We start from the raw sequence: 20353 nt of genomic DNA, 5'->3' as shown, positions 1-20353 counted from the left end.
CGGGAGTGAGGCGCGATGGACTTCCGGGGATGCCGATGAACTTCTGGGACTATCTGGTCAACCGGCACCAGCAGCTGCTGGCCGACGCCGGCCAGCACGCCAGCGCCGTCTTCCAGTGCATGGTCGTCGCCACCCTCATCGGCGTGCTCATCGGGGTCGTGACGTACCGCAGCGACTGGGCGGGGAACCTGGCGACGACCGCCACCTCCACCATCCTGACCATCCCGTCGCTCGCCATGATCGGTCTGCTCATCCCGATCGTGGGCCTCGGCGTCGCGCCGACCGTCATCTCGCTGACGCTGTACGGGCTGCTGCCGATCGTCCGCAACGCCATCGTCGGGCTGCGCGGCGTGGACCCCGCCCTGATCGACGCGGCGAAGGGCATCGGCATGTCGCGCCTGGCCCGGCTGGTCAAGGTGGAACTGCCGCTGGCCTGGCCGCCCATCCTGACCGGCATCCGCGTCTCGACCCAGATGCTGATGGGCATCGCCGCCATCGCCGCGTACGCCTCGGGGCCGGGCCTCGGCAACGAGATCTTCCGCGGCATCGCCTCCCTGGGCAGCAAGAACGCGCTCAACCAGGTGCTCGCCGGGACGCTCGGCATCATCGTCCTCGCCCTTCTCTTCGACGCCGCGTACGTCCTCATCGGACGGCTGACCATCCCGAGGGGGATCCGTGCCTGAGACCACCACCGAGAGCCGCCCGGCGCAGGCTTCCGGGGCCAGCATCGAGCTGGAGTCCCTCACCAAGCGCTACCCGGGCTCCTCCGACCCGGCCGTCGACAGCGTCAACATGGAGATCAAGGCCGGCGAGCTGATCATCTTCGTGGGCCCGTCCGGCTGCGGAAAGTCCACGACCCTGAAGATGATCAACCGGCTGATCGAGCCGACGAGCGGACGCATCCGCATCGGCGGCGAGGATGTCACCGAGATGGACCCGGTGAAGCTGCGCCGCAAGGTCGGGTACGCGATCCAGTCCTCGGGCCTGTTCCCGCACATGACGGTCGCCCAGAACATCGCGCTCGTGCCGAAGATGATCGGCTGGTCCAAGTCCCGTATCAAGTCACGGGTCGAGGAGATGCTCGACCTCGTGGGCCTGGACCCCGCCGAGTTCCACGGCCGCTACCCGCGCCAGCTCTCCGGCGGCCAGCAGCAGCGCGTCGGCGTGGCCCGCGCGCTCGCCGCCGACCCGCCCGTCCTGCTCATGGACGAGCCGTTCGGCGCGGTCGACCCGATCACCCGCGACCACCTCCAGGACGAGCTGATCCGCCTCCAGCACGAGCTGCACAAGACGATCGTCTTCGTCACCCACGACTTCGACGAGGCGATCAAGCTCGGCGACCGGATCGCGGTGCTGCGCGAACGCTCGCACATCGCCCAGTTCGACACGCCCGAGGCGATCCTCACCAACCCGGCCGACGACTTCGTGTCCGGGTTCGTCGGCGCGGGCGCCGCCCTCAAGCGCCTCAACCTCACCCGCGTACGCGACGTCGAGGTCACCGACTATCCGACGGTCCTGGTCGACGACCCGCTCCAGGACATCTTCGAAAAGCTGCGCGCCGCCGGTACGAACGAGCTGCTGCTCCTCGACAAGCGGCGCCGCCCCTACAAGTGGCTGCGGCGCGGCGACCTGATGCGCGCCAAGGGCTCCCTCGCCCGCGCGGGCACCCTCGTCCACGACACGGTGACCTGGGACGCGACCCTGCGCGACGCGCTGGAGGCGGTCCTCACCGACAACGCGGGCCGGGTCGCGGTCACCGGCCGGCGCGGCGAGTACGAGGGCGTCGTCGACATGGAGACCCTGATGAACTCGGTGCACGAACTGCTGGAAGCCGACCGGCTCGAAGCGGTCGAGCACCAGCACGAGCTGGAGGAGCAGCGCGCCCAGCAGACGCACCAGGCGCAGGAGGGCTTCGAGGCTCCGGACGGGGAGGCGAAGGCGTGAGCACCCCCGCACACAAGGGCGGCGGCGAGCGGCCCGAGGGAGAGCACGAGGTCAAGGGCCTCGCCTTCCGCGACGAGGGCCGCGGCGAGCAGGAGGCGCGCCCGCCCGCGCCGCGGCCCGCGCGCCGCATCACCTGGCAGAAGCTGACGTTCCTGCCGGCGGTGCTGGTGCTGGTCCTGTTGTTCACCTGGCTGTGGTTCCACAACGCCGACCTGGACGCGATCTCGAAGAACGCGCTCTCCGGCGGGCAGGTGGGCAAGGCGCTGCGCCAGCACATCGTCCTCACGGTGATCTCCACGTTCTTCGTGCTGATCATCGCCATCCCGCTGGGCATCCTGCTGACGCGGCGCATGTTCAGGAAGGCGACGCCGGTCGCGCTCGCCATCGCCAACATGGGCCAGGCGACCCCCGCGATCGGCCTGCTCGCGCTGCTCGTGATCTGGCTCGGCATCGGCGAGCGCTCGGCGCTGATCGGCATCATCATCTACGCGATCCTGCCGGTGCTCTCCAACACCATCGCGGGCCTCAAGGCCAACGACCCGACGCTCCTCGAAGCGGCGCGCGGCATCGGCATGTCGCCGCTGGGCGTGCTCGCCAAGGTCGAACTGCCGCTGGCCGTCCCGCTGATCCTCGCGGGCGTGCGCACGGCCCTCGTCCTCAACGTCGGTACGGCGACGCTCGCCACGTTCGGCGGCGGCGGCGGGCTCGGCGTCCTCATCACGACCGGCATCACCAACCAGCGCATGCCGGTGCTGATGCTCGGCTCGATCCTGACCATCGCCCTCGCGCTGCTCGTGGACTGGCTGGCCTCGCTCGCCGAACTCCTGTTGCGTCCGCGCGGTCTGGAGGTACGCACATGAGGTACCGGATGCGGGTGGCGGCGGCCACCGTGAGCGGCCTGGCGCTGCTCGCCGGCTGCGGGCTCACCAGCGGCAGCCCGCTCGTGGACACGGTCAAGCCCGGCTCGGTCGGGCAGGGCGAACCGCTCAAGGGCGCCAACATCACCGTCACGTCCAAGGAGTTCACCGAGCAGCTCGTGCTCGGCGCGATCATGGGCATCGCGTTCAAGGCGGCCGGCGCGGACGTGCTCGACCGCACCGGCATCCAGGGCTCCATCGGCGCCCGCGAGGCCGTCAAGTCCGGCGGCGCGGACGCCATGTACGAGTACACGGGCACGGCCTGGATCACGTACCTCGGCAACAGCGGCCCCATCACCGACCCGCAGCGGCAGTGGGAGGCGGTGCGCGACGCCGACAAGAAGAACGGCGTGACCTGGCTGCCCAAGGCCCGCCTCAACAACACGTACGCGCTGGCGATGAACGCCGCCAACTTCAAGAAGTACGGCACGAAGACGCTCTCGGACGTCGCCGCGCTCGCCAAGTCCAAGCCGGGGGCGGTGACGCTGTGCGTGGAGAGCGAGTTCGCCAACCGCGCGGACGGCCTGCCCGGCATGGAGAAGAAGTACGGGATGTCCATCCCCGCCCGCAACGTCACGCAGATGGACACCGGCATCATCTACACGCAGGCGGCGAAGGGCAGTTGCACGTACGGGGAGGTCTTCACGACCGACGGACGCGTCAAGGCGATGCGGCTGACCGTGATGCAGGACGACAAGAAGTTCTTCCCGAACTACAACGTCGCGCCGGAGATCAACAGCAAGACGCTGGCGAAGTACCCGAAGATGGCCGAGGTCATCGAGCCGATCACGAAGAAGCTCGACAACACGGTCGCGCAGGACCTCAACGCCAAGGTCGACGTCGAGGGACAGGACCCGCACGACGTGGCCCGCGACTGGCTGATCAAGGAGGGCTTCGTCAAGAAGTGACGCGGGCGGACGCGGCGGTGTTCGGGCCGGTCAGCAGGTGGGGACGGCGCCCGGGTGCTTCTCCAGCTTCGTCAGCGCGCCGACCGCGCCGTCCAGCGTCGTCACCGGGATCAGCCGCATCGACTTCGGCGCCGACGTCTTCGCGTCGGCGCACTCCGCCTTCGGTACGAGGAAGACGCTCGCGCCGTCGCGGTGCGCGGCCTGCACCTTCAGGGCGACGCCGCCGACCGCGCCGACCTTGCCGCCGTCGTCGATCGTGCCCGTGCCGGCGATCGACCTGCCGCCGGTCAGATCGCCGCCGCTGCCGTCGCCGTCCAGCATGTCCACGATGCCGAGCGAGAACAGCAGGCCCGCGCTGGGGCCGCCGACGTCCCCGAGCTGGAGGCTGACCTTCACGTCGGAGGACTTCCTGCCCAGGTAGCCGAGGGCGGCCTCCGTCGCCGCGTCCTGCGAGCCCTTCATCTCCTGGCGGTTGTGCGCCTCGATGTCCTTCGTCGTGCCGCCCGACGGATACACCGAGCCCCGGGGCATCACCGCGCGGTCGTCGCGGAACCAGGCGTCCACGAGGTCGCCCAGGTGCAGGGAGGCGTCCGGGCCCGTCGCCACGATGGTCACCGCGCGGAGTTTGCCCTCGGGGTGGCGGGTGGGGGCGCCGGTGATCTGGATCACGGGTTTGCCGCCGGAGTCGCCGAGGACGTTCGTCGTGGGGCCGGGCTGGGCCACGGAGAACGGGAGCGGGGCGAGGGTGGCTACCGCCAGTAGGGCGGCTACGGGGAGGGCGCACAGGGTGAGCGCGGCGGGCCTCGACAGACGACGACGACTGAACACGGGCCCAATCTATCCCGCCGCCCCTGGAAGGGTGGGCCTGCCCATCGTGACCTCGATGCGCAGTTCCCCGCGCCCCTGGGTAGGTGGGCGGCCCCGGCCGGTGGGGATCCCCGACTTTCGTCGTGGCTGGTCGCGCAGTTCCCCGCGCCCCTGGAGGGGCGACTACGTCGCCGCCTCCCCCCCCCTGGGGAAGCTGCACGAAGTGCATGCTTCAGGGGCGCGGGGAACTGCGCGACCAGCCACCCACCGGGCCGCAGGTGAACGACTGCCTAGGGGCGCGGGGAACTGCGCGAAACGGCCACCGCAAACCCCGCCCGCGCTGGACAGCGACCTCGCGGGGAACTGCGCAGCGCGGTCACTACAGTGCCGTCAGCCGGAGAACCCCGGGTTCAAAGGCGCGGGCCGGCGTTCAGCGGAGGGCCTCCGATACCTCGCGGGCAGCGTCGAGTACCCGAGGCCCGACCCGCTCGGGAACCGCATCCGCCAGCATCACAACCCCCACGCTCCCCTCGATCCCGCTCACCCCGGACAACGGCGCCGCCGCCCCACTCGCCCCCGCCTCAAGCTCCCCATGCGTCAGCGTGTACCCCACCTCAGGCAGCACGCCTTGCCGGGAGGCGAGAATGGCCCGCCCCGCCGCCCCCCGGTCCAGCGGATGCCGGAACCCCGCCCGGTACGCCACGTGATAGTCCGTCCAGGTCGGCTCGACGACCGCCACGGCCAGCGCCTCCGACCCGTCCACGAGAGTGAGGTGCGCCGTCGCCCCGATGTCCTCGGCCAGCGCCCGCAACGCCGGCAACGCAGCCTCCCGTACGAGCGGATGCACCTGCCGTCCGAGCCGCAGCACCCCGAGCCCGACCCGGGCCCGCCCGCCGAGATCGCGCCGCACGAGCGCGTGCTGTTCGAGCGTGGCGAGCAGCCGGTAGACGACCGTGCGGTTCACACCGAGCTTGTTGGACAACTCGGTCACGGTCAGCCCGTGATCGGTGTCGGCGAGCAGTTTGAGGACGCGCAGTCCCCGGTCGAGCGTCTGGGAGGTCTCCGCGGTCACGACGCCCACTCCTTCGTGGTGAGGGTCGGCGGTCTCCTGCACGGCGGTCGCGCCACCGGTCCCGCGGCGACGCGCGTCAGAGGCCGCCGGTCGGTGATCAGGCGCTGGCTCTACTTCGTACGTACCGGCTGCGCTCCGCGGCGGCGCTGCCACGGGGCGTGCGTATAGCCGGGAATCTAGCGAGGTCGTCCCGCTGAGCGGAAGACTCCGTCCAGAATCCGGTCAGTAACCGGCCCCAGTTGTGGGCGATTGCCCGTACTTGGACCCCGCACAGGTTCCTGCGGGGTCCGGTCGCGTCCGGTCACGTCCGGCCCGTCACGCCATCCGCGTGGCCCACTCGCGCACCTTGTCGATGCGCTGGCGCAACTGCCCCGCGGTCGCCTCCGCGCTCGGCGGCCCCCCGCACACGCGCCGCAGTTCGGTGTGGATGACGCCGTGCGGCTTGCCGCTCTGGTGGACGTACGCGCCGACCATGGTGTTGAGCTGCTTGCGCAGTTCCATCAGCTCCTTGTGGGAGACGACGGGCCGCCGCTCGGCGGGCAGTTCGAGGAGGTCGGCCTCGGTGTCGGGCTTCTTCTTGCTGTGCGCGATCTGCCGCTGCTGCCGCTTCTGGAGCAGCAGTTGCACCTGGTCGGGTTCGAGGAGTCCGGGGATGCCGAGGTAGTCCTGCTCCTCCTCGCTGCCGGGGTGGGCCTGCATGCCGAACTCGGCGCCGTTGTACATGACGCGGTCGAAGACGGCCTCGGACTCCAGCGCCTCGAAGGAGAACTGCTCCTGCTCGCCGGTGTCCTCGTCCTGCTGCTTGTTCGCCTCGTCCATCTCCTGCTCGGACTCGGCGTAGGGGTCCTCCTCCCCGTCCTTCTTCGGCTTGTCGAGGACGTGGTCGCGTTCGACCTCCATCTCGTTGGCGAAGCCGAGCAGGTCGGGGACCGTGGGCAGGAACACGGACGCGGTCTCGCCGCGCCTGCGGGACCGTACGAAACGGCCCACGGCCTGCGCGAAGAACAGCGGCGTCGAGATCGTCGTCGCGTACACGCCGACCGCGAGGCGCGGCACGTCGACGCCCTCGGACACCATGCGCACGGCGACCATCCACCGGTCGGTGCTCTGGCTGAACTCGTCGATGCGCTTGGAGGCGCCCGTGTCGTCGGACAGGACGAGGGTCGCCCTGGACCCGGTGATCTCGCGGATGAGCTTGGCGTACGCGCGCGCGGAGTCCTGGTCGGAGGCGATGACGAGCGCGCCGGCGTCCGGGATGGCCTTCCTGACCTCGGTCAGCCGGGCGTCGGCGGCGCGCAGCACGCTCGGCATCCACTCGCCGCGCGGATCGAGCGCCGTACGCCACGCCTGGCTGACGGCGTCCTTGGTCATCGGCTCGCCGAGGCGCGCCGCGATCTCGTCGCCCGCCTTGGTGCGCCAGCGCATGTTGCCGCTGTAGGAGAGGAAGATCACCGGGCGGACGACGCCGTCGGCGAGGGCACTTCCGTAGCCGTACGTGTAGTCGGCGGCTGAGCGGCGGATGCCGTCGTTGCCCTCCTCGTACTGCACGAACGGGATCGGGTTCGTGTCCGAGCGGAACGGCGTACCGGTGAGCGCGAGACGGCGGGTGGCCGGTTCGAACGCCTCCAGGCACGCCTCGCCCCACGACTTGGAGTCACCGGCGTGGTGGATCTCGTCGAGGATCACGAGGGTCTTGCGCTGCTCGCTGCGGTTGCGGTGCAGCATCGGGCGCACACCGACACCGGCGTACGTGACGGCGACGCCGTCGTACTCCTTGCTGAGCGGGCCCGCGCTGTACTCCGGGTCCAGCTTGATCCCTATCCGGGCCGCGGCCTCCGCCCACTGCTTCTTCAGATGCTCGGTCGGCGCGACGACGGTCACCTGCTGCACGACGTGGTGGTGCAGCAGCCAGGACGCCAGGGTGAGCGCGAAGGTCGTCTTGCCGGCGCCGGGGGTGGCGACGGCGAGGAAGTCGCGCGGCTGCTCCTGGAGGTACTTCTCCATCGCGCCCTGCTGCCAGGCGCGCAGCTTGTTGGCGGTGCCCCAGGGGGCGCGGCCGGGGAAGGCGGGGGACAGGTGATGCGAGGCGGAGCTGGTGGCAGTCATAGGCGTCACGGGCGTCATGGGCCTGGCGGGCCCTCCGTTGGGGGCGGTGGCGGATGACGGTCGGGCGGTAGTCACGGTCTCCGGTTACGGGTCACGGTCACGGTCACGGGGCACTGGGATCGGCGGCGACGGGTGAGGTGGGTGCGGGTGGTGCGGGTGCGGCTCCGGGGGTTGGGGCGGGGGGCGGGTGTTGGGGCGGGTGCGGCTCCGGGTGTTGGGGCGGCGGCGGGTATGACAACCGGGCCACCCTACCGGTGACCGAGTCGCCGGATCGGGTGGACGACGCCGGGCGGGGGGCGGGTGGGACACGGCTCACATGGGCGCGGGTCAGTTCGCCGGGCGGCCCTCCGGGCGAGGCGCGGCGGGGGTTCCGGCGCGGGGTGTGGGGGCCGGGGCGCCGGGGGTCTGGGCGGGGGTGTGGGCCGGAGCGCCGGGGGTTGGGGTGGTGGCCTGGGGCGGAGTGCCGGGCGTGGGGGCCGGGGCGCCGGGGGGCTGGGCGGGGGTGTGGGCCGGGGCGGCGGGTGCGGGGGTGGTGGCCTGGGGCGGGATTCCGGTCTGGGTCGGGATGTCCAGGGTGCCTGCGATGTCGAGGGTGCTCGCTATTCCGGGCTGTCCGGCGGCGTCGAGGAGCGCGGCGCCCTCGGGCACGACGGGCGCCGGTACTTGGGCCCCGGGCACGTCCGTGTCATGCACCGGCCCCGACTTCGGCTCAGGCCCCGCCCCGGGCCCCGGCACCGGCGCGTCGGACTCCGTAGGGATGTCCCGTACGACAACGCCCTCGCCCCCGGCGGAGCCGACCGGACCCGCGCCCCGCAACCTCGTACCGACCCACACCCCGACCAGCGCGACCGCCGCCATCGGCAGGAACACCGCGACGAACGCCCCCGGGTGCGCGCCCCCCGACCCGCCCGGCACGGCGCCGTGACCGACCGCTCCCCCGCCCAGCGCGGCGAACGCGGCGCCGCCCGCGGCGAGCAGCACGACGTTGGACAGGCCGTCGGAGATCTGGAGCGCGGCGGAGTTCGCCCCGGCCTCCTCGGGCGCGGAGAGCTGAAGCAGCAGCACGCTGGTGCTGGAGATCACCAGACCCATGCCGAGGCAGCCGAACGCCCACACGACCGCCAGCGTCCACACCGGCACCGCCTCGACGAGCACGGCGGGCGCGGCGGCGATGGCGGCGGTGACCAGGACCATGCCCCCGGCGACCATCCGCTCGCGGTGCGGTTCCAGGCGCGGCCGGGACTGCACCCAGGAGCCGAGCGCCCACGTGCCGCCGCCCGCGGCCAGCGAGAACCCGGCGAGCGTCGGCGACAGCCCCCGCTGGGTGACGAGCATCAGCGGCACGAACGACTCCGCCGCGATGAACGCCCCCGCCGCGATCCCCCGCAGCAGCACGACGGACGGCAGCCCCCGCACCGCCCGGTACGTACCGCGCGGCAGCAGCCCGAGCACGGACGGTACGAGGAGCGCGGCACCGGCGACCCCGGGCAGCAGGGCGAGCGGGCGCAGGTCCTGGGCCGCGTACTGGAGCAGCCCGGCGCCGATGGAGATGCCGAAGGCGAGGCGCAGGCGGCGGCGGTCGACGGCCCCGGAGCGGGCACCCTCGGCGGGGCCGGCGGCGCGGCGCCGGATCTGCGGGAGCGCGAGGGCGAGCGGCAGCACGACGAGGACGGGGATGCCGAGGAAGACCCAGCGCCAGCCGAGGTGCTCGGTGACCGCGCCGGACGCCAGCGGCCCGACGATCGAGGGCACGACCCAGCTCGCGGCGAACGCGGCCATGATGGCGGGCCGCAGCCGCGACGGGTAGGCGCGGGAGACGACGACGTACAGCGCGACGATGACCAGTCCCCCGCCGAGCCCCTGCACGGCCCGCCCGGCGACGAACAGCCACATGCTGCCCGCGGTCCCGGCCAGCACGAGCCCCGCCGCGAACGCCCCGATGCCCGCCCCGAGCGGCCCCAGCGGTCCTCGCCGGTCGCCCCACTGACCGGCGAGGACCATGCCGAAGAGGCTGGTGGTGAAGTAACTGGAGAAGGCGAAGGCGTACAGCGACACGCCGTTCAGCTCGCGCGCGGCGACGGGCATGGCCGTGCCGACGGCGGTGGCCTCGAAGGCGATGAGCAGGACGACGGTGACGATCCCGACGCTCAGCGCCCGATACGTCCGCCCGAGCACGCCGTCTGCGGGGACGGGGTCCAGGGCGTGGTCCGGGGCGGGGGCTGCGGGGTCGGTCATGGGGACCAGAGTAAGGGGCGTCCCCCGGTCTGACGCCTGTCAAAAGACGGGGCCCGCCCTCGGCCCTTGGTCGTACGCCCTGGCGCTCCGCGTGAACGCCGTATGGCAGTCACATTGCACCCCGCCCGCATCCCTTGAGCCGCCGCACACACCCCCGTACGGTCGTCATCAGTCACCACCGCACCACACCCCGCACCACACCTTGGCCGTGTGCCCGAGTGGCTTAGGGATTCGCCTGCAAAGCGAAGCACACCGGTTCAATTCCGGTCACGGCCTCCACGCAAGAGGCGCCCCCGCAACACCGGGGGCGCCTTTTCACGTCTGGGGATGCGCCCGCTTCTTCATGATCCAGAGTCCCGCGCGGCGCCCGCCTTCGCATGGGTACACCTGTGATCTCGCGGACGGAAACGCTACGTTGAGGCGCACAGGACCAGCAGGGGGAAGGCACTCGCGCATGGCATGGGACGAATGGGAGCAGCTCAAGTCCGCGGCGGCGGAGCGGCAATCCACACATATGCGCCTGAACGGCATCCCGGCGGACCCCGGCGGGTCCGGCCCCAGCTCCTACGGTGACCTCAAAGTCGACAACAAGGACCTGATCTCCGTCGGAAACGCGGCCCGCGCGCTCCACAAGGACTTCGCAGACGCCGGCGACAAGGCGCGGCTGTCCTCCATGCGGGTCGTGGACAGCATGAAGAAGTCCGACGGGTTCGAGCTGGGCGAAGCCATCGATCACGTCGCCGTCCACTGGGTCGACCAAGTGCAGTCCCTGCTCGACGCCACCGCCCACATCGCGAACCACCTGCACGTCACCCAGAGCACCCACGCCAAGGACGAGGTGTACATCGAGGGCGTGATCAGCGGCATCGCGACGCTCGACAAGGGCTTCGACGAGAGGACCACGGGCAAGTAATGGACCTCGACGCGCTGCGCCATCTCGACTTCTCCAAGCTCGATGACGCCATCGACCGCTGGGAGCAGCTCACCAAGGACCTCGAAGCCCTCGCCAAGGACGCCCGGACGAACCTGAAGAAGAAGGCCGACGCCGCGAACTGGGCCGGGATCAACGCCACCGTCACCCGTGAGTTCGTGGACAAGACCGCGGGCGAGTTCGACGACGCGCACACCCAGGCCCGGACCGTCACCAACATCATCAAGGACACGCGCGGCGAACTCGCCACGTACAAGCATCAGGTGAACGCCCTCATCCAGAACGCCACGAACTACACGGTCGTGGACAAGGGCGGCGGCTCCTTCACGGTGATCCCGAACCCGACGACCGACCCGGACGGGGCGGCGAAGGGCGCCACCGGCCTGCGGGACGACATCGAGGCCGTCCTGAAGAAGGCCACCGAGAGCGACACCACCGCCTCCAAGGCCCTGCGCATGGTCGTGGATCACGCCGAGTACGGCTTCTCCGACGCCAGTTACAAGGACCGCGACGAAGCGGCGGACGCGATCAAGGCGGCGGAAGAGGCGGCCAAGACGGTACGCAAGAACCCGCACGACGTCTCCAACACGGAACTCGCGTCGCTCAACGCCGACTTGGCGAAGTACAAGAACGACCCTCTGTTCGCCGAGCAGTTCGCGATCGACGCCGGACCCAAGAAGGTGCTGTCCTTCTACGCCGGGATCGCGGACCCGTACGGCGTCACGTACGACCCCCGTCGCGGCGAGGAGGCCAAGCAGCTCCAGAAGAATCTGGGCATCACCCTGGGCACGGCCACTCTCTCCGACAGCGCCGGCATGCGCGGGTGGGAGAAGCAGGTGATCTCCCTGGGCGGCCAGGAACTCGACACCGACGACGCGAACAATCCGCGCGGCTTCGCCGTCATGAGCAACCTCATGCGCTTCGGCGACTACGACGACCAGTTCCTGAACGACTACGGCGACAAGCTGCTCGCGTACGACAAGGAACGCAACGTCAAGGACCTCAACCCCTGGATCAACAACTGGAATCAGGGCGATCTGGACTACTGGGACAAGAACGACCGCGGGCGTGACCCTGTCACCGGGTTCCTCCAGGCTCTGGGCCACAACCCGGACGCCGCCACCCAGTTCTTCCAGCAGCCGGACGGCGCGGGCGCAAGCGTCAACAAGGACTCCGAGGTCAACGGACATCTCAAGTACCTGACGCAGGACCGCATCTGGGCCGCGGACGCCACCCTTGACGGCGACCGCAAGTTCGTGGCCGGCCACGACGCGCTCGGCCACGCCATCGAGGCGGCGACGACCGGTCAGGCGTACGACGCCGACGCGAAGGCCGTTCAGGGCGGCGACCGGCGCACAGCGGCCACCGCCGGGGTGATGGAGCAGGTCGCGTACCTGTACGGGAGCGAGGACGGCCCGGAGATGCTGCACAAGCAGCCTGAACTGGCCGACAGCCTGGGCAAGGCCGCGGGTGCCTACATCGACGACATCGATTACGCGCTCTCGGGCGTCGGGGACCACCAACTGGACGCGGACACGTTCCCGCCCAAGTACGCGGGCCGCGCCGAGTTCACCAACCAGGGCGCGATCAACTTCCTCAGCGTCCTCGGCCAGGACGAGAACTCCCACCGCGCGGTCACCGCGGCACAGCACCTGTACACGCTGAGTGCCCTCGACCACTATCCGGCGACCAGCGACGCGAACCTGGAGCGGGCGCACGACGCCCTCACCACCGGCGCCCAGGCCCGGGGCATCCTCGACAACTCGCGTGTCGAACAGGCCGAGACCACGTACAAGGCGGACGCCGAAGAGGCCAACAAGTCCCTGGGCCGCTCCGCGGACTGGATCAAGCTGGGCGCCGGAGCGGTCGTCGGCGGCGGCATCGCCGCCGTCCCGCTCCCCGGCTCCACAGCGGCGGCCGTCGTGATCGCCCCGCTCGCGGCGGACACGGTCGGCGAGGCGGTGAACACGTTCATCGGCCAAGAGGTCGACAAGGGCGTGGACGCGCGGGAACAGGACCCGACGAAGCAGGCGCAGATGACGAGCAGCGACTTCTATCGTAAAGGCACCGATCAGCTCGGGTCGGTGTACAGCGATTACGTCGACCATAACAAATCGTCGGCCAATTATTTCGACAAGAACAACTGGTCACAGGACATCAAGACCTCTTATCTCGGTATCGGCTCGCAGGAGAACAATTACCGCGGGCGCGCACCGTACAAGGACTGAGACGTGCATCAGAACTGGACATCTCGGAGATTCCTTCGCTCCCCCTGGGTGCTGCTCGGCATTTCGCTCCTCACCCTAGGGATGACGGCGTGCGACGCAGAAAAGAAGTCGGGCGCGAGCGAGGAAGAGGGTCGCACGGCGGCACAGGTCTGCGACGGCACGCTCGGCCCGGCCGGGGCGGTGGCACTGGAACGGCTTTCGGGAGTGAAGAAGTTCCGGGAAAGCCAAGGGAAGAAGGACACGGGGGTTCCGTACACCTTCCGACTCAAGACCGCTGCGGCGACCCTTCAGGAACCGCCGACCAAGCGCAACGACTGCTGGGTCTATGAACAGAAGGACACCAGAGGCTATCCGGTCATCACCGTGGATTTCTCCGCTGCGAAGACCGGTCGCTCGGGCAAGGGGACGGCCTCTCGGCAGGACCGCACGATCTATCCGATCGGCCTCTACGCGGCGTCCCGCGAAAGCCGAAGCGCCACCCTGACCTTCTCCTGTCCCTCCCTGAAAGACACGCCCTATGTCAACGCCGAACTTTTCTCCTTGGTGAATCAGCTCTCCCCCAAGGGCACCGAACGCGACGCCATGACCATCCTCAACGACATGTCCCGCGCCATGGCGAAACAACTCGGCTGCGCGGCGGAAGCATCCCTCCCGGAGAAGCTCCCGCAAGGGCAACCCCTGCCCCGCAGCACCCCGAACAAGGCGTGAGCCCGGGCGCCTGGACTTGCGCACCTCTCAGGCGGCACGCCTCACCGCCGAGAGACAAGGCGCCGCCCCCTGCCCCTGGCGCCCCATCGACACATCCCCGCCAGGGGTCAGCGCTGCCCCTGCCCTGGCCGGCCTTCCGGAGGGGGCGGACCGCCGTACGGCTGCTGCGGCGGCGCGGCGTGGTACGGGTTCGGCTGCGCATAGCTCTGCGGCGCGGTGTACGGGGCCGGAGGCTGCGGGGCCTGCCCGCTCCGGCGGCGCCTGCGGACCCCCACGACCGCGAGCCCAGCCAAGGCCAGCACGATGACGCCCCCTCCAACGGCCTGCCAGAGCACGGAATCCCCCTCACCGGAAGACGCCCCCGCACCAGCGGCCCCGCCCCGCTCCCCGCCCACGCTCCCGGCCGACGCAGCCACCGGATAATCCGCCATCGGGAACTTACCGGCCGGGCCCGGATCACCCGGCGTCTTCAACGCGATACGCGGCCGGACCGCGCCGAAGCCGACGTAATCGCTGCGTTTGGCGGCCTGGTCCGTGACGCCGCCGATCGTGTTCAGCATGACCCGCAGCACTTGGTTGTTCGTCCACTGCGGGTGCTGCGACCAGATCAGCGCCGCGCTCGCCGAGGCCAGGGCGGTGGCATCGCTGGTGCCGTGGCTCTTGCAGTACCCCGTCTTCCCTCCACAGGCGTGGACGATGTCCTTGCCCGGGGCGGCCATGTCGACCTGTGGCCCGTGTTCGGACTCGCTGGTGCGGCGGCCGTTCTTGTCGATCGCGGCAACCCCTACGACGCCCGGTGTCGCCGCCGGGTAGAGCACTCGGTTCGTCGTCGCCCCGTCGTTCCCGACACCGGCGAAGACGAGCGCGCCCTTCTGGAGCGCGTACTTCACGGAGTCCGCCAGATCCTGTGTACCCCTCGGCGCGGCCTGGGAGATGTTGATGACCTTCGCCCCATGGTCGGCGGCGAACCTGATCCCCGTGGCCATCGCTTTGAACAGCAGGGCGTCCGCCGATGCCTGGTTGTTGGCCTTCTCCGCGTTGGGCAGCCGCACCGGAAGCACCTTGGCCCCCGGGGCGAGCCCGAACGCGCCCTGGCCGCCGTTGCCGTGGCCGATGCCCGCGATCATGCCCGCGATGCCGGTGCCGTGACCGTCGTAGTCCGTCCGTTCGTCACCCTGCTGCCCGGGGGCGAGGTCCTCGCCGGGGAGGACCTGACCGCGCAGATCCGGGTGGTCTGCGTTCACGCCGGTGTCGATCACCGCGACGGTGACGCCCTTGCCCGTGCTCGTCCGCCACATCTGGTCAGCCTTCATGGCGTCCAGATGCCACTGCTGAGCGCGGAACGAGTCGGCGTACGCGGGTGCCGCTGCCGCCACCCCCGCCAGTACCAGCGCGAGCGCCCCCGCGTAGGCGCCGCCGCCGTGCTTGTGACGGAGACTGCGGATCCGCATGCCTACCTCAAGTTCTGTGTGACGAGTACGGGCCTTGCTCGGGGCGCGGCGGCGCCGGGTAGGGGGCGCCCGGACCAGGCGGTTGCGCATCGAATGAGGATCGGACCGGGGGCTGCCTGCTGGCTCGGCGCCTGCGAGCGACGAAGCAGCCCACGCCGAACAGCGCAGCGAGGCCCGCTCCGAGGCCGGCCCACAGCCCTGGGCCGCCGATCTGCGTCGGCTCCTTCAAGCCCGACGACTGCACATCGCGGCCAAGCGGCGGCTTCGCCGCGTCGGCGGAGGAGGAACCGGCGCGAGGAGCGCGGTGATCCGCCATGGGGAACTTGCCCGCCGGGCCCGGGTCACCAGGGTTCGTCAGGGCGATGCGCGGACGCACGATCCCGTACCCGATGGAGTCGTTGCGCTTCGCACCGTCCGTCGGACCACCGATCGTGTTCAGCATGACCCGAAGTACCTGATTGTTCGTCCAGTCAGGGTGCTTGGACCAGATCAGCGCCGCGCTCGCCGAGGCCAGCGCCGTCGCGTCACTCGTGCCTCGCGTCTTGCACAGACCGGTCTTTCCGCCGCAGGCGTGCACCATCTCGTCGCCGGGGGCAGCCACGTCGACCTGCTTGCCGTGAGTGGACCACGGCGCGGCATGCAGGTCCTTGCCAATGGCTCCCACGCCGACGACACCGGGCGTAGCAGCCGGGAAGCCGAGCTTGTCGCCCTTGTCGCCGTTGTTGCCCACGGCCGCGAAGACCAGGGAGCCCTTCTTGAGGGCATAGGCCACCGCGGCCGCGAGCTTCTTGAACTCCGTGGCTTTGCCGGTGGCGCCCTGGGAGACGTTGATGATCTTTGTTCCCTGGTCCGCCGCGTACCGGATGGCCTGGGCGGCCGCCGTGTCGAACTTGGCGTTCGCCTCCCAGACGTTCGCCGCCTTCGTCGTGTCGGGGAGTCGGATCGGGAGGATCCTGGCGCCGGGAGCGAGGCCGTAGGCGCCCTGACCGCCACCGTACGCGCCCGTCCCCGCGATCAGACCGGCCATCCCCGTGCCGTGACCGTCCAGATCGGTATGGGCGTCGCCGGGCTCGTCCGTAGCCAGGTCCTTCCCCGGCAGGACGCGCCCCCGGAGATCGGGGTTGGAAGCGTCGACACCCGTGTCGACCAGCCCCACGGTGATGCCCTCGCCCTTGCTCGTCGTCCACATGTTCTCGGCCTGCATGGCATCGAGGAACCACTGCCGGGAACGGGTCGAAGCGGCTTCCGCCGTCGGCGTTGCCGTCGCCGCCACGAGCGCGGCGAACAGAGCGATGACGGCGACGCGGGTCGGCATGTGGTCTCGGGTACGGGACGGCACGCGGCCCTCAGCGCCGATCATGGTCGGGCTGCTGGCCCGGGGGCGGCGGTCCGTACGGCTGCTGCGGCGGATACGGGGGCTGGTTGCCGTAGGGCTGCTGAGCGCCGTACGGGGGCTGGGGGTAGCCCTGTTGGGGTGCGTACGGGGATGCCGCTGCGGCCTCACGGTCGTTCTGACGGCGCTTACGCATCACCAGCACACCGAACGCACCGATCAACACCACCACTACACCCGCGCCAACTCCCTTCCACACCCAGGAGTTACCGGCATCCGAAGAGGCGGAGGAATCCGCCGGCATGGCACCCGTCGCCCTCGACGGCTCACCCGACGGCGACTTCCCAGCCGCCGCCACCGGATAATCCGCCATCGGGAACTTACCCGCCGGGCCCGGATCCCCCGGCGACTTCAACGCAATACGCGGACGCACAATCCCGTACCCGATCCCGTCGTTCCGCTTCGCGCCATCCTCCGGCCCGCCGATCGTGTTCAGCATGACCCGCAGCACCTGATTGTTCGTCCAGTCAGGATGCTTCGACCAGATCAAAGCCGCACTCGCCGAGGCCAACGCCGTCGCGTCACTCGTGCCGTGCGTCTTGCAGAGCCCGGTCTTGCCGCCGCAGGCGTGCACCATCTCGTCGCCGGGGGCCGCGATGTCCACCTGGGGGCCGTGCTGAGACTCGGGCGTCTTGCTGAGGTCCTTGCCGACAGCTCCTACGCCGACGACCCCCGGGGTGCCGGACGGATACTGCACCAAGTTGCTGCCGTTACCGCTGTTGCCGACTCCGGCGAAGATCAGGGAGCCCTTGCGCAGGGCGTAGTCGACCGCCGCGGTCAGTTGCGCGGAGGTGGTCTGGACGCCCTGAGAGATGTTGATGACCTTGGCGCCCTGGTCCGCGGCGTACCGGACCCCGGTGGCAGCGGCCTTCAGAAACTCAGCGTCGGCGGCGGCACCGTTGTTCGCTTTCTCGCCGTCCGGCAGACGGATCGGCAGGATCTTCGCGCCCGGCGCGAGCCCGAACGCCCCCTGTCCCCCGCCATAGGCGCCCGTGCCGGCGATCAGTCCCGCCATGCCCGTGCCGTGGCCGTCGTAATCGGTGTGCGCGTCACCCGTCAGTCCTGTGGCCAGGTCCTTGCCGGGAAGGACACGGCCCTTGAGGTCAGGGTTGTCCGGGTCCACGCCGGTGTCGATGACGGCGACCGTCACCCCCTCACCCGTACTCGACTTCCACATGCTGTCGGCTCGCATGACATCGAGGAACCACTGCTGGGATCGGGTGGTCTCTGCGTAGGCCGGTGATGCGGCCGTGCCCACCAGCAGCAGGCCGAGGAACGCCGCAGCGGCCGCGCCGCGGCGCCTTGGACGGGTGCTGATGGGGGGCATGCGCTACCTCTCGCTGTTGTTCTCTGCGTCTTCGACGACCTTGGGGACGTTGCGCCGGTCGTCCGGTCGCCAGGTCTGCTCGTCCTCGGTCACGTAGTCGGGCCGCTCACTGCGCTCCTCGTCTCGCGGGGAGCCGGGACGGGCGCCGCGCGGCGCGGCGCCGCCTGGCTGCTGCCGTCCGCTGCGCCGCGTCTCCTCTGCCTCATCGACGGCACCGCCCTGCTGACCGCGTACGAGTCCGGTCCCGCCCGGGCTGAACGAGCGCTGGTTCGCCCGGTTCTGCCGCTGTGCACGGCCCCCGACGATTCCGCCCTCGGCTCGGCCGGCCTGGGCCCCGGCGCCAGAACGCCCCGTAGCGGACCGGCCGGGCCTTCCACCCGTCATTCCTTGTGCGGCGGTCCCCGCTCGGCCGGCGCTACCGCCCGCGCCGCGAGCCGCACCCGTGGCCCCGCCGCGACCAGCAGCGGCGCCTTCACCGCCCATGACGGTGCCACGCGGAATGCCGGTCTGCTTCCCGGTGACGGGCTGTGGGCGGCCACCCGTCACCCCGCCGGCCGCAGGACCGCGTCCGACCGCGCCCGGGCCCCCGGCCCTCCCCGTGGCCGAGCCGCTTTGGCCGGGCATCACCGTGCCGCGCGGACCTGAGGTGCTCGGCCGACCGTTGGTCCCGGCGGCGGACGCCCCCGCGCGCGCTTGGCCGCCACCCCCACCCGCCACGGGAGCGGTGCCACGCGCGGTGCCCGCGATGGGGCTCGTGCTCCGGCCGCCTCCGGTGCCGTAAGCGACCGGAGGGATCATGCCCGGCGCCGGAGTGACCGCCTGCCCGGGCGAGGGAACCGAGGGAGCCGGGCCGCCTGTGGCCGGGCCCGAAGGCCTGGCGGTCTCCGGCGGAGCCGTCACGGAGTCGATCTCCGTGGCAGTGGGCGCGTCCGGCGGGGCGGAACCCACGGACGGAGGCGTGAGGTCTCCGTGTGACGGAACAGGGCCCACCTGGGGAGGCGGGCCGGCCACGGCCCGCCCCTCGCTTCCCGCCGGTGCGGCATGGGCACTGCTCTCCCCGCCGCCGGGCCCGCCCGTGACGGACGGGGTACGGCCGGTGGCCGGCCCGTGCGCCACGGTCCCTGTACCGGGACGCTGGACATCGCCACCGCTGTCGATCTTCGCCCGGTCGGGGTCCTGAATGGCCGTGGGCGGCGGCGGGAACTTCAAGAGGTCCGGCTTGCGGGCCGCCGCCATCTGGGAGGTGGACAGCGAGTACGCCTGGCCGAGCTTGTCCAGCTCGTCGGCGGTCTGCTGACGGACCGCCATGTTCTTCGAGAGGATCGTCTGAGCGTCCGGGTCGTTGTGCGCCGACCGGGCCGCGTCGATGTTGGCGTCCACGTTCTTGTCGCGCGGCACCGAGGTCTTGGCCTTGCTGATGGCCTGAGCGGCATGGCCGAGCCAGGTCGAGGAGTCCTGACTGTAATCGCCCAGCGCCACGGTGGTCGTAGCCAGCTTGCCCGCCCACTGACGGAACGAGTCGGCCCCCTCGCCCTTCCAAGTGACCCACTGAGGGCGCACTTTGAGTTCGTCGGCGATGCTGTGGATCTCCTTGGCCGCCGCGGCCAGCCTGTCCGCCGCCCCCTGCACGGTCTCGGCATCCGCCTCGTCGAGCCAGGCCAGCATCTGCTCATGAGTCATGCCGTCGAAAGACGTCTTCTTCTGTCCAGCCATCACGCACTCCCGCCCGTGTAACCCCCGCCGGCGCTCTTCCTCTGCGCATCGGCCGGGCCTTCGGCGTTCTTCGGCTGCCCGCCCGTGTCCTGCGTGTCCGCCTCGGGGACGTACTCCCCGCCGTAATGCCGTGTCGTCTCCGCGCTGATGGCCGCCATGCGGCGGCGCACGTCCAGGTCGACGTTCTCGTAGCCCTTGTGAGAGGCCATGACCGCGATGCCCATGGCCTCGATGGAGTCGGAGAGGACCTTCGAGAGGTTCTCCAAGTCCGTGATGACGGTGTCGTACTGGGTGTAGAGGCCGTCCGCCTCGTGCCACCCCTTGTGGCCGCCACCGAACTTGGCGCGCACCAGGACACCCTCGCTGACCTTTTCCGGGCCGGCCGGAGACGCTTTCAGGTCCTTGATCAGTTGTTCCACCCGCTGCTGGAACTTCGTGAACGACTCGAGTTCCGTGACCAGGTCACCGACCGCGCCCTGCGCCACGCCGATGACCGCTCCGACCCAGCCTCCGAGGCCGGTCGAGCCGTCGGTCTTTTCTTCCGCCATCGTGTTCGTCCTCCCCGTGCCCCCGTATGCCCCCGTACTGCCCCCGTCGCAGCCGAAGTCGTCCC

The 20353-nt window shown here is 70.6% G+C and carries 15 protein-coding genes, 1 tRNA gene and 1 pseudogene; 8 read left to right on the top strand and 9 right to left on the bottom strand.

What is annotated here, in order from left to right:
* The first annotated feature begins 35 nt into the window (after window positions 1-35).
* The 4 genes from ACZ7LY_RS12635 to ACZ7LY_RS12620 are packed head-to-tail and all read left to right on the top strand — an operon-like array spanning window position 36 to window position 3769.
* On the top strand, window positions 36-683 hold the full coding sequence (locus ACZ7LY_RS12635) for an ABC transporter permease (RefSeq protein ID WP_471624710.1): 648 nt from the start codon (window positions 36-38) through the stop codon (window positions 681-683).
* Window positions 676-1944, top strand: coding sequence for a betaine/proline/choline family ABC transporter ATP-binding protein (locus ACZ7LY_RS12630; RefSeq protein ID WP_471624542.1), 1269 nt, complete (start codon window positions 676-678; stop codon window positions 1942-1944). Before ACZ7LY_RS12635 ends, ACZ7LY_RS12630 begins: the two co-directional genes overlap by 8 nt.
* Window positions 1941-2804, top strand: a complete 864-nt coding sequence (locus tag ACZ7LY_RS12625; protein ID WP_471624541.1) for an ABC transporter permease — start codon at window positions 1941-1943, stop codon at window positions 2802-2804. The genes ACZ7LY_RS12630 and ACZ7LY_RS12625 overlap by 4 nt, the downstream gene beginning before the upstream one ends.
* Window positions 2801-3769 carry a glycine betaine ABC transporter substrate-binding protein gene (locus ACZ7LY_RS12620; RefSeq protein ID WP_471624540.1) on the top strand — a complete coding sequence of 323 codons (969 nt, stop codon included), beginning with the start codon at window positions 2801-2803 and terminating at the stop codon, window positions 3767-3769. The genes ACZ7LY_RS12625 and ACZ7LY_RS12620 overlap by 4 nt, the downstream gene beginning before the upstream one ends.
* 30 nt (window positions 3770-3799) lie before the next feature.
* Here ACZ7LY_RS12620 and ACZ7LY_RS12615 read toward each other — a convergent pair whose 3' ends face one another.
* The 4 genes and pseudogenes from ACZ7LY_RS12615 to ACZ7LY_RS12600 all read right to left on the bottom strand — a co-directional run.
* Window positions 3800-4597: a S16 family serine protease gene (locus tag ACZ7LY_RS12615; RefSeq protein ID WP_471624539.1), complete on the bottom strand. Its 798-nt coding sequence runs from the start codon at window positions 4595-4597 to the stop codon at window positions 3800-3802.
* A gap of 409 nt (window positions 4598-5006) precedes the next feature.
* Window positions 5007-5648: an IclR family transcriptional regulator gene (locus ACZ7LY_RS12610; RefSeq protein ID WP_471624538.1), complete on the bottom strand. Its 642-nt coding sequence runs from the start codon at window positions 5646-5648 to the stop codon at window positions 5007-5009.
* Between the two features lie 315 nt (window positions 5649-5963).
* Window positions 5964-7754, bottom strand: a complete 1791-nt coding sequence (locus ACZ7LY_RS12605) for a DEAD/DEAH box helicase (protein ID WP_471624537.1) — start codon at window positions 7752-7754, stop codon at window positions 5964-5966.
* A gap of 810 nt (window positions 7755-8564) precedes the next feature.
* Window positions 8565-9989: pseudogene (locus ACZ7LY_RS12600) on the bottom strand (MFS transporter); the annotation flags it as partial.
* 204 nt (window positions 9990-10193) lie between these two features.
* Between ACZ7LY_RS12600 and ACZ7LY_RS12595 the strand changes: the two are divergent.
* From ACZ7LY_RS12595 to ACZ7LY_RS12580, 4 genes are all read left to right on the top strand, one after another.
* A tRNA-Cys gene (locus ACZ7LY_RS12595) sits at window positions 10194-10268 on the top strand.
* Window positions 10269-10443: 175 nt separating this feature from the next.
* On the top strand, window positions 10444-10902 hold the full coding sequence (locus ACZ7LY_RS12590) for a hypothetical protein (protein ID WP_471624536.1): 459 nt from the start codon (window positions 10444-10446) through the stop codon (window positions 10900-10902).
* Entirely contained in the window at window positions 10902-13148 is a 2247-nt protein-coding gene (locus ACZ7LY_RS12585; protein WP_471624535.1) for a hypothetical protein, read from the top strand. Before ACZ7LY_RS12590 ends, ACZ7LY_RS12585 begins: the two co-directional genes overlap by 1 nt.
* Before the next feature lie 48 nt (window positions 13149-13196).
* Window positions 13197-13856: a hypothetical protein gene (locus ACZ7LY_RS12580; RefSeq protein ID WP_471624534.1), complete on the top strand. Its 660-nt coding sequence runs from the start codon at window positions 13197-13199 to the stop codon at window positions 13854-13856.
* A 107-nt stretch (window positions 13857-13963) separates the two neighbouring features.
* Here the strand turns inward: ACZ7LY_RS12580 and mycP (ACZ7LY_RS12575) are convergent, their stop codons facing one another.
* The 5 genes from mycP (ACZ7LY_RS12575) to ACZ7LY_RS12555 are packed head-to-tail and all read right to left on the bottom strand — an operon-like array spanning window position 13964 to window position 20288.
* Entirely contained in the window at window positions 13964-15307 is a 1344-nt protein-coding gene (gene mycP / locus ACZ7LY_RS12575; RefSeq protein ID WP_471624533.1) for a type VII secretion-associated serine protease mycosin, read from the bottom strand.
* Between the two features lie 7 nt (window positions 15308-15314).
* The gene (gene mycP / locus ACZ7LY_RS12570) at window positions 15315-16622 is read right to left on the bottom strand and encodes a type VII secretion-associated serine protease mycosin (protein WP_471624532.1); all 1308 of its coding nucleotides are present in this window, start codon (window positions 16620-16622) and stop codon (window positions 15315-15317) included.
* Window positions 16623-16653: 31 nt separating this feature from the next.
* The gene (gene mycP / locus ACZ7LY_RS12565; protein WP_471624531.1) at window positions 16654-18027 is read right to left on the bottom strand and encodes a type VII secretion-associated serine protease mycosin; all 1374 of its coding nucleotides are present in this window, start codon (window positions 18025-18027) and stop codon (window positions 16654-16656) included.
* 3 nt (window positions 18028-18030) lie between these two features.
* Window positions 18031-19740, bottom strand: a complete 1710-nt coding sequence (locus ACZ7LY_RS12560) for a hypothetical protein (protein ID WP_471624530.1) — start codon at window positions 19738-19740, stop codon at window positions 18031-18033.
* Window positions 19740-20288 carry a hypothetical protein gene (locus ACZ7LY_RS12555; RefSeq protein ID WP_471624529.1) on the bottom strand — a complete coding sequence of 183 codons (549 nt, stop codon included), beginning with the start codon at window positions 20286-20288 and terminating at the stop codon, window positions 19740-19742. The genes ACZ7LY_RS12560 and ACZ7LY_RS12555 overlap by 1 nt, the downstream gene beginning before the upstream one ends.
* Window positions 20289-20353 lie beyond the last annotated feature (65 nt).

The sequence above is a fragment of the Streptomyces sp. NPDC107550 genome, from assembly GCF_055639095.1.
The sequence above is the reverse complement of the archived record's forward strand: the minus strand, read 5'-3'. Positions and strand labels throughout refer to the sequence as shown.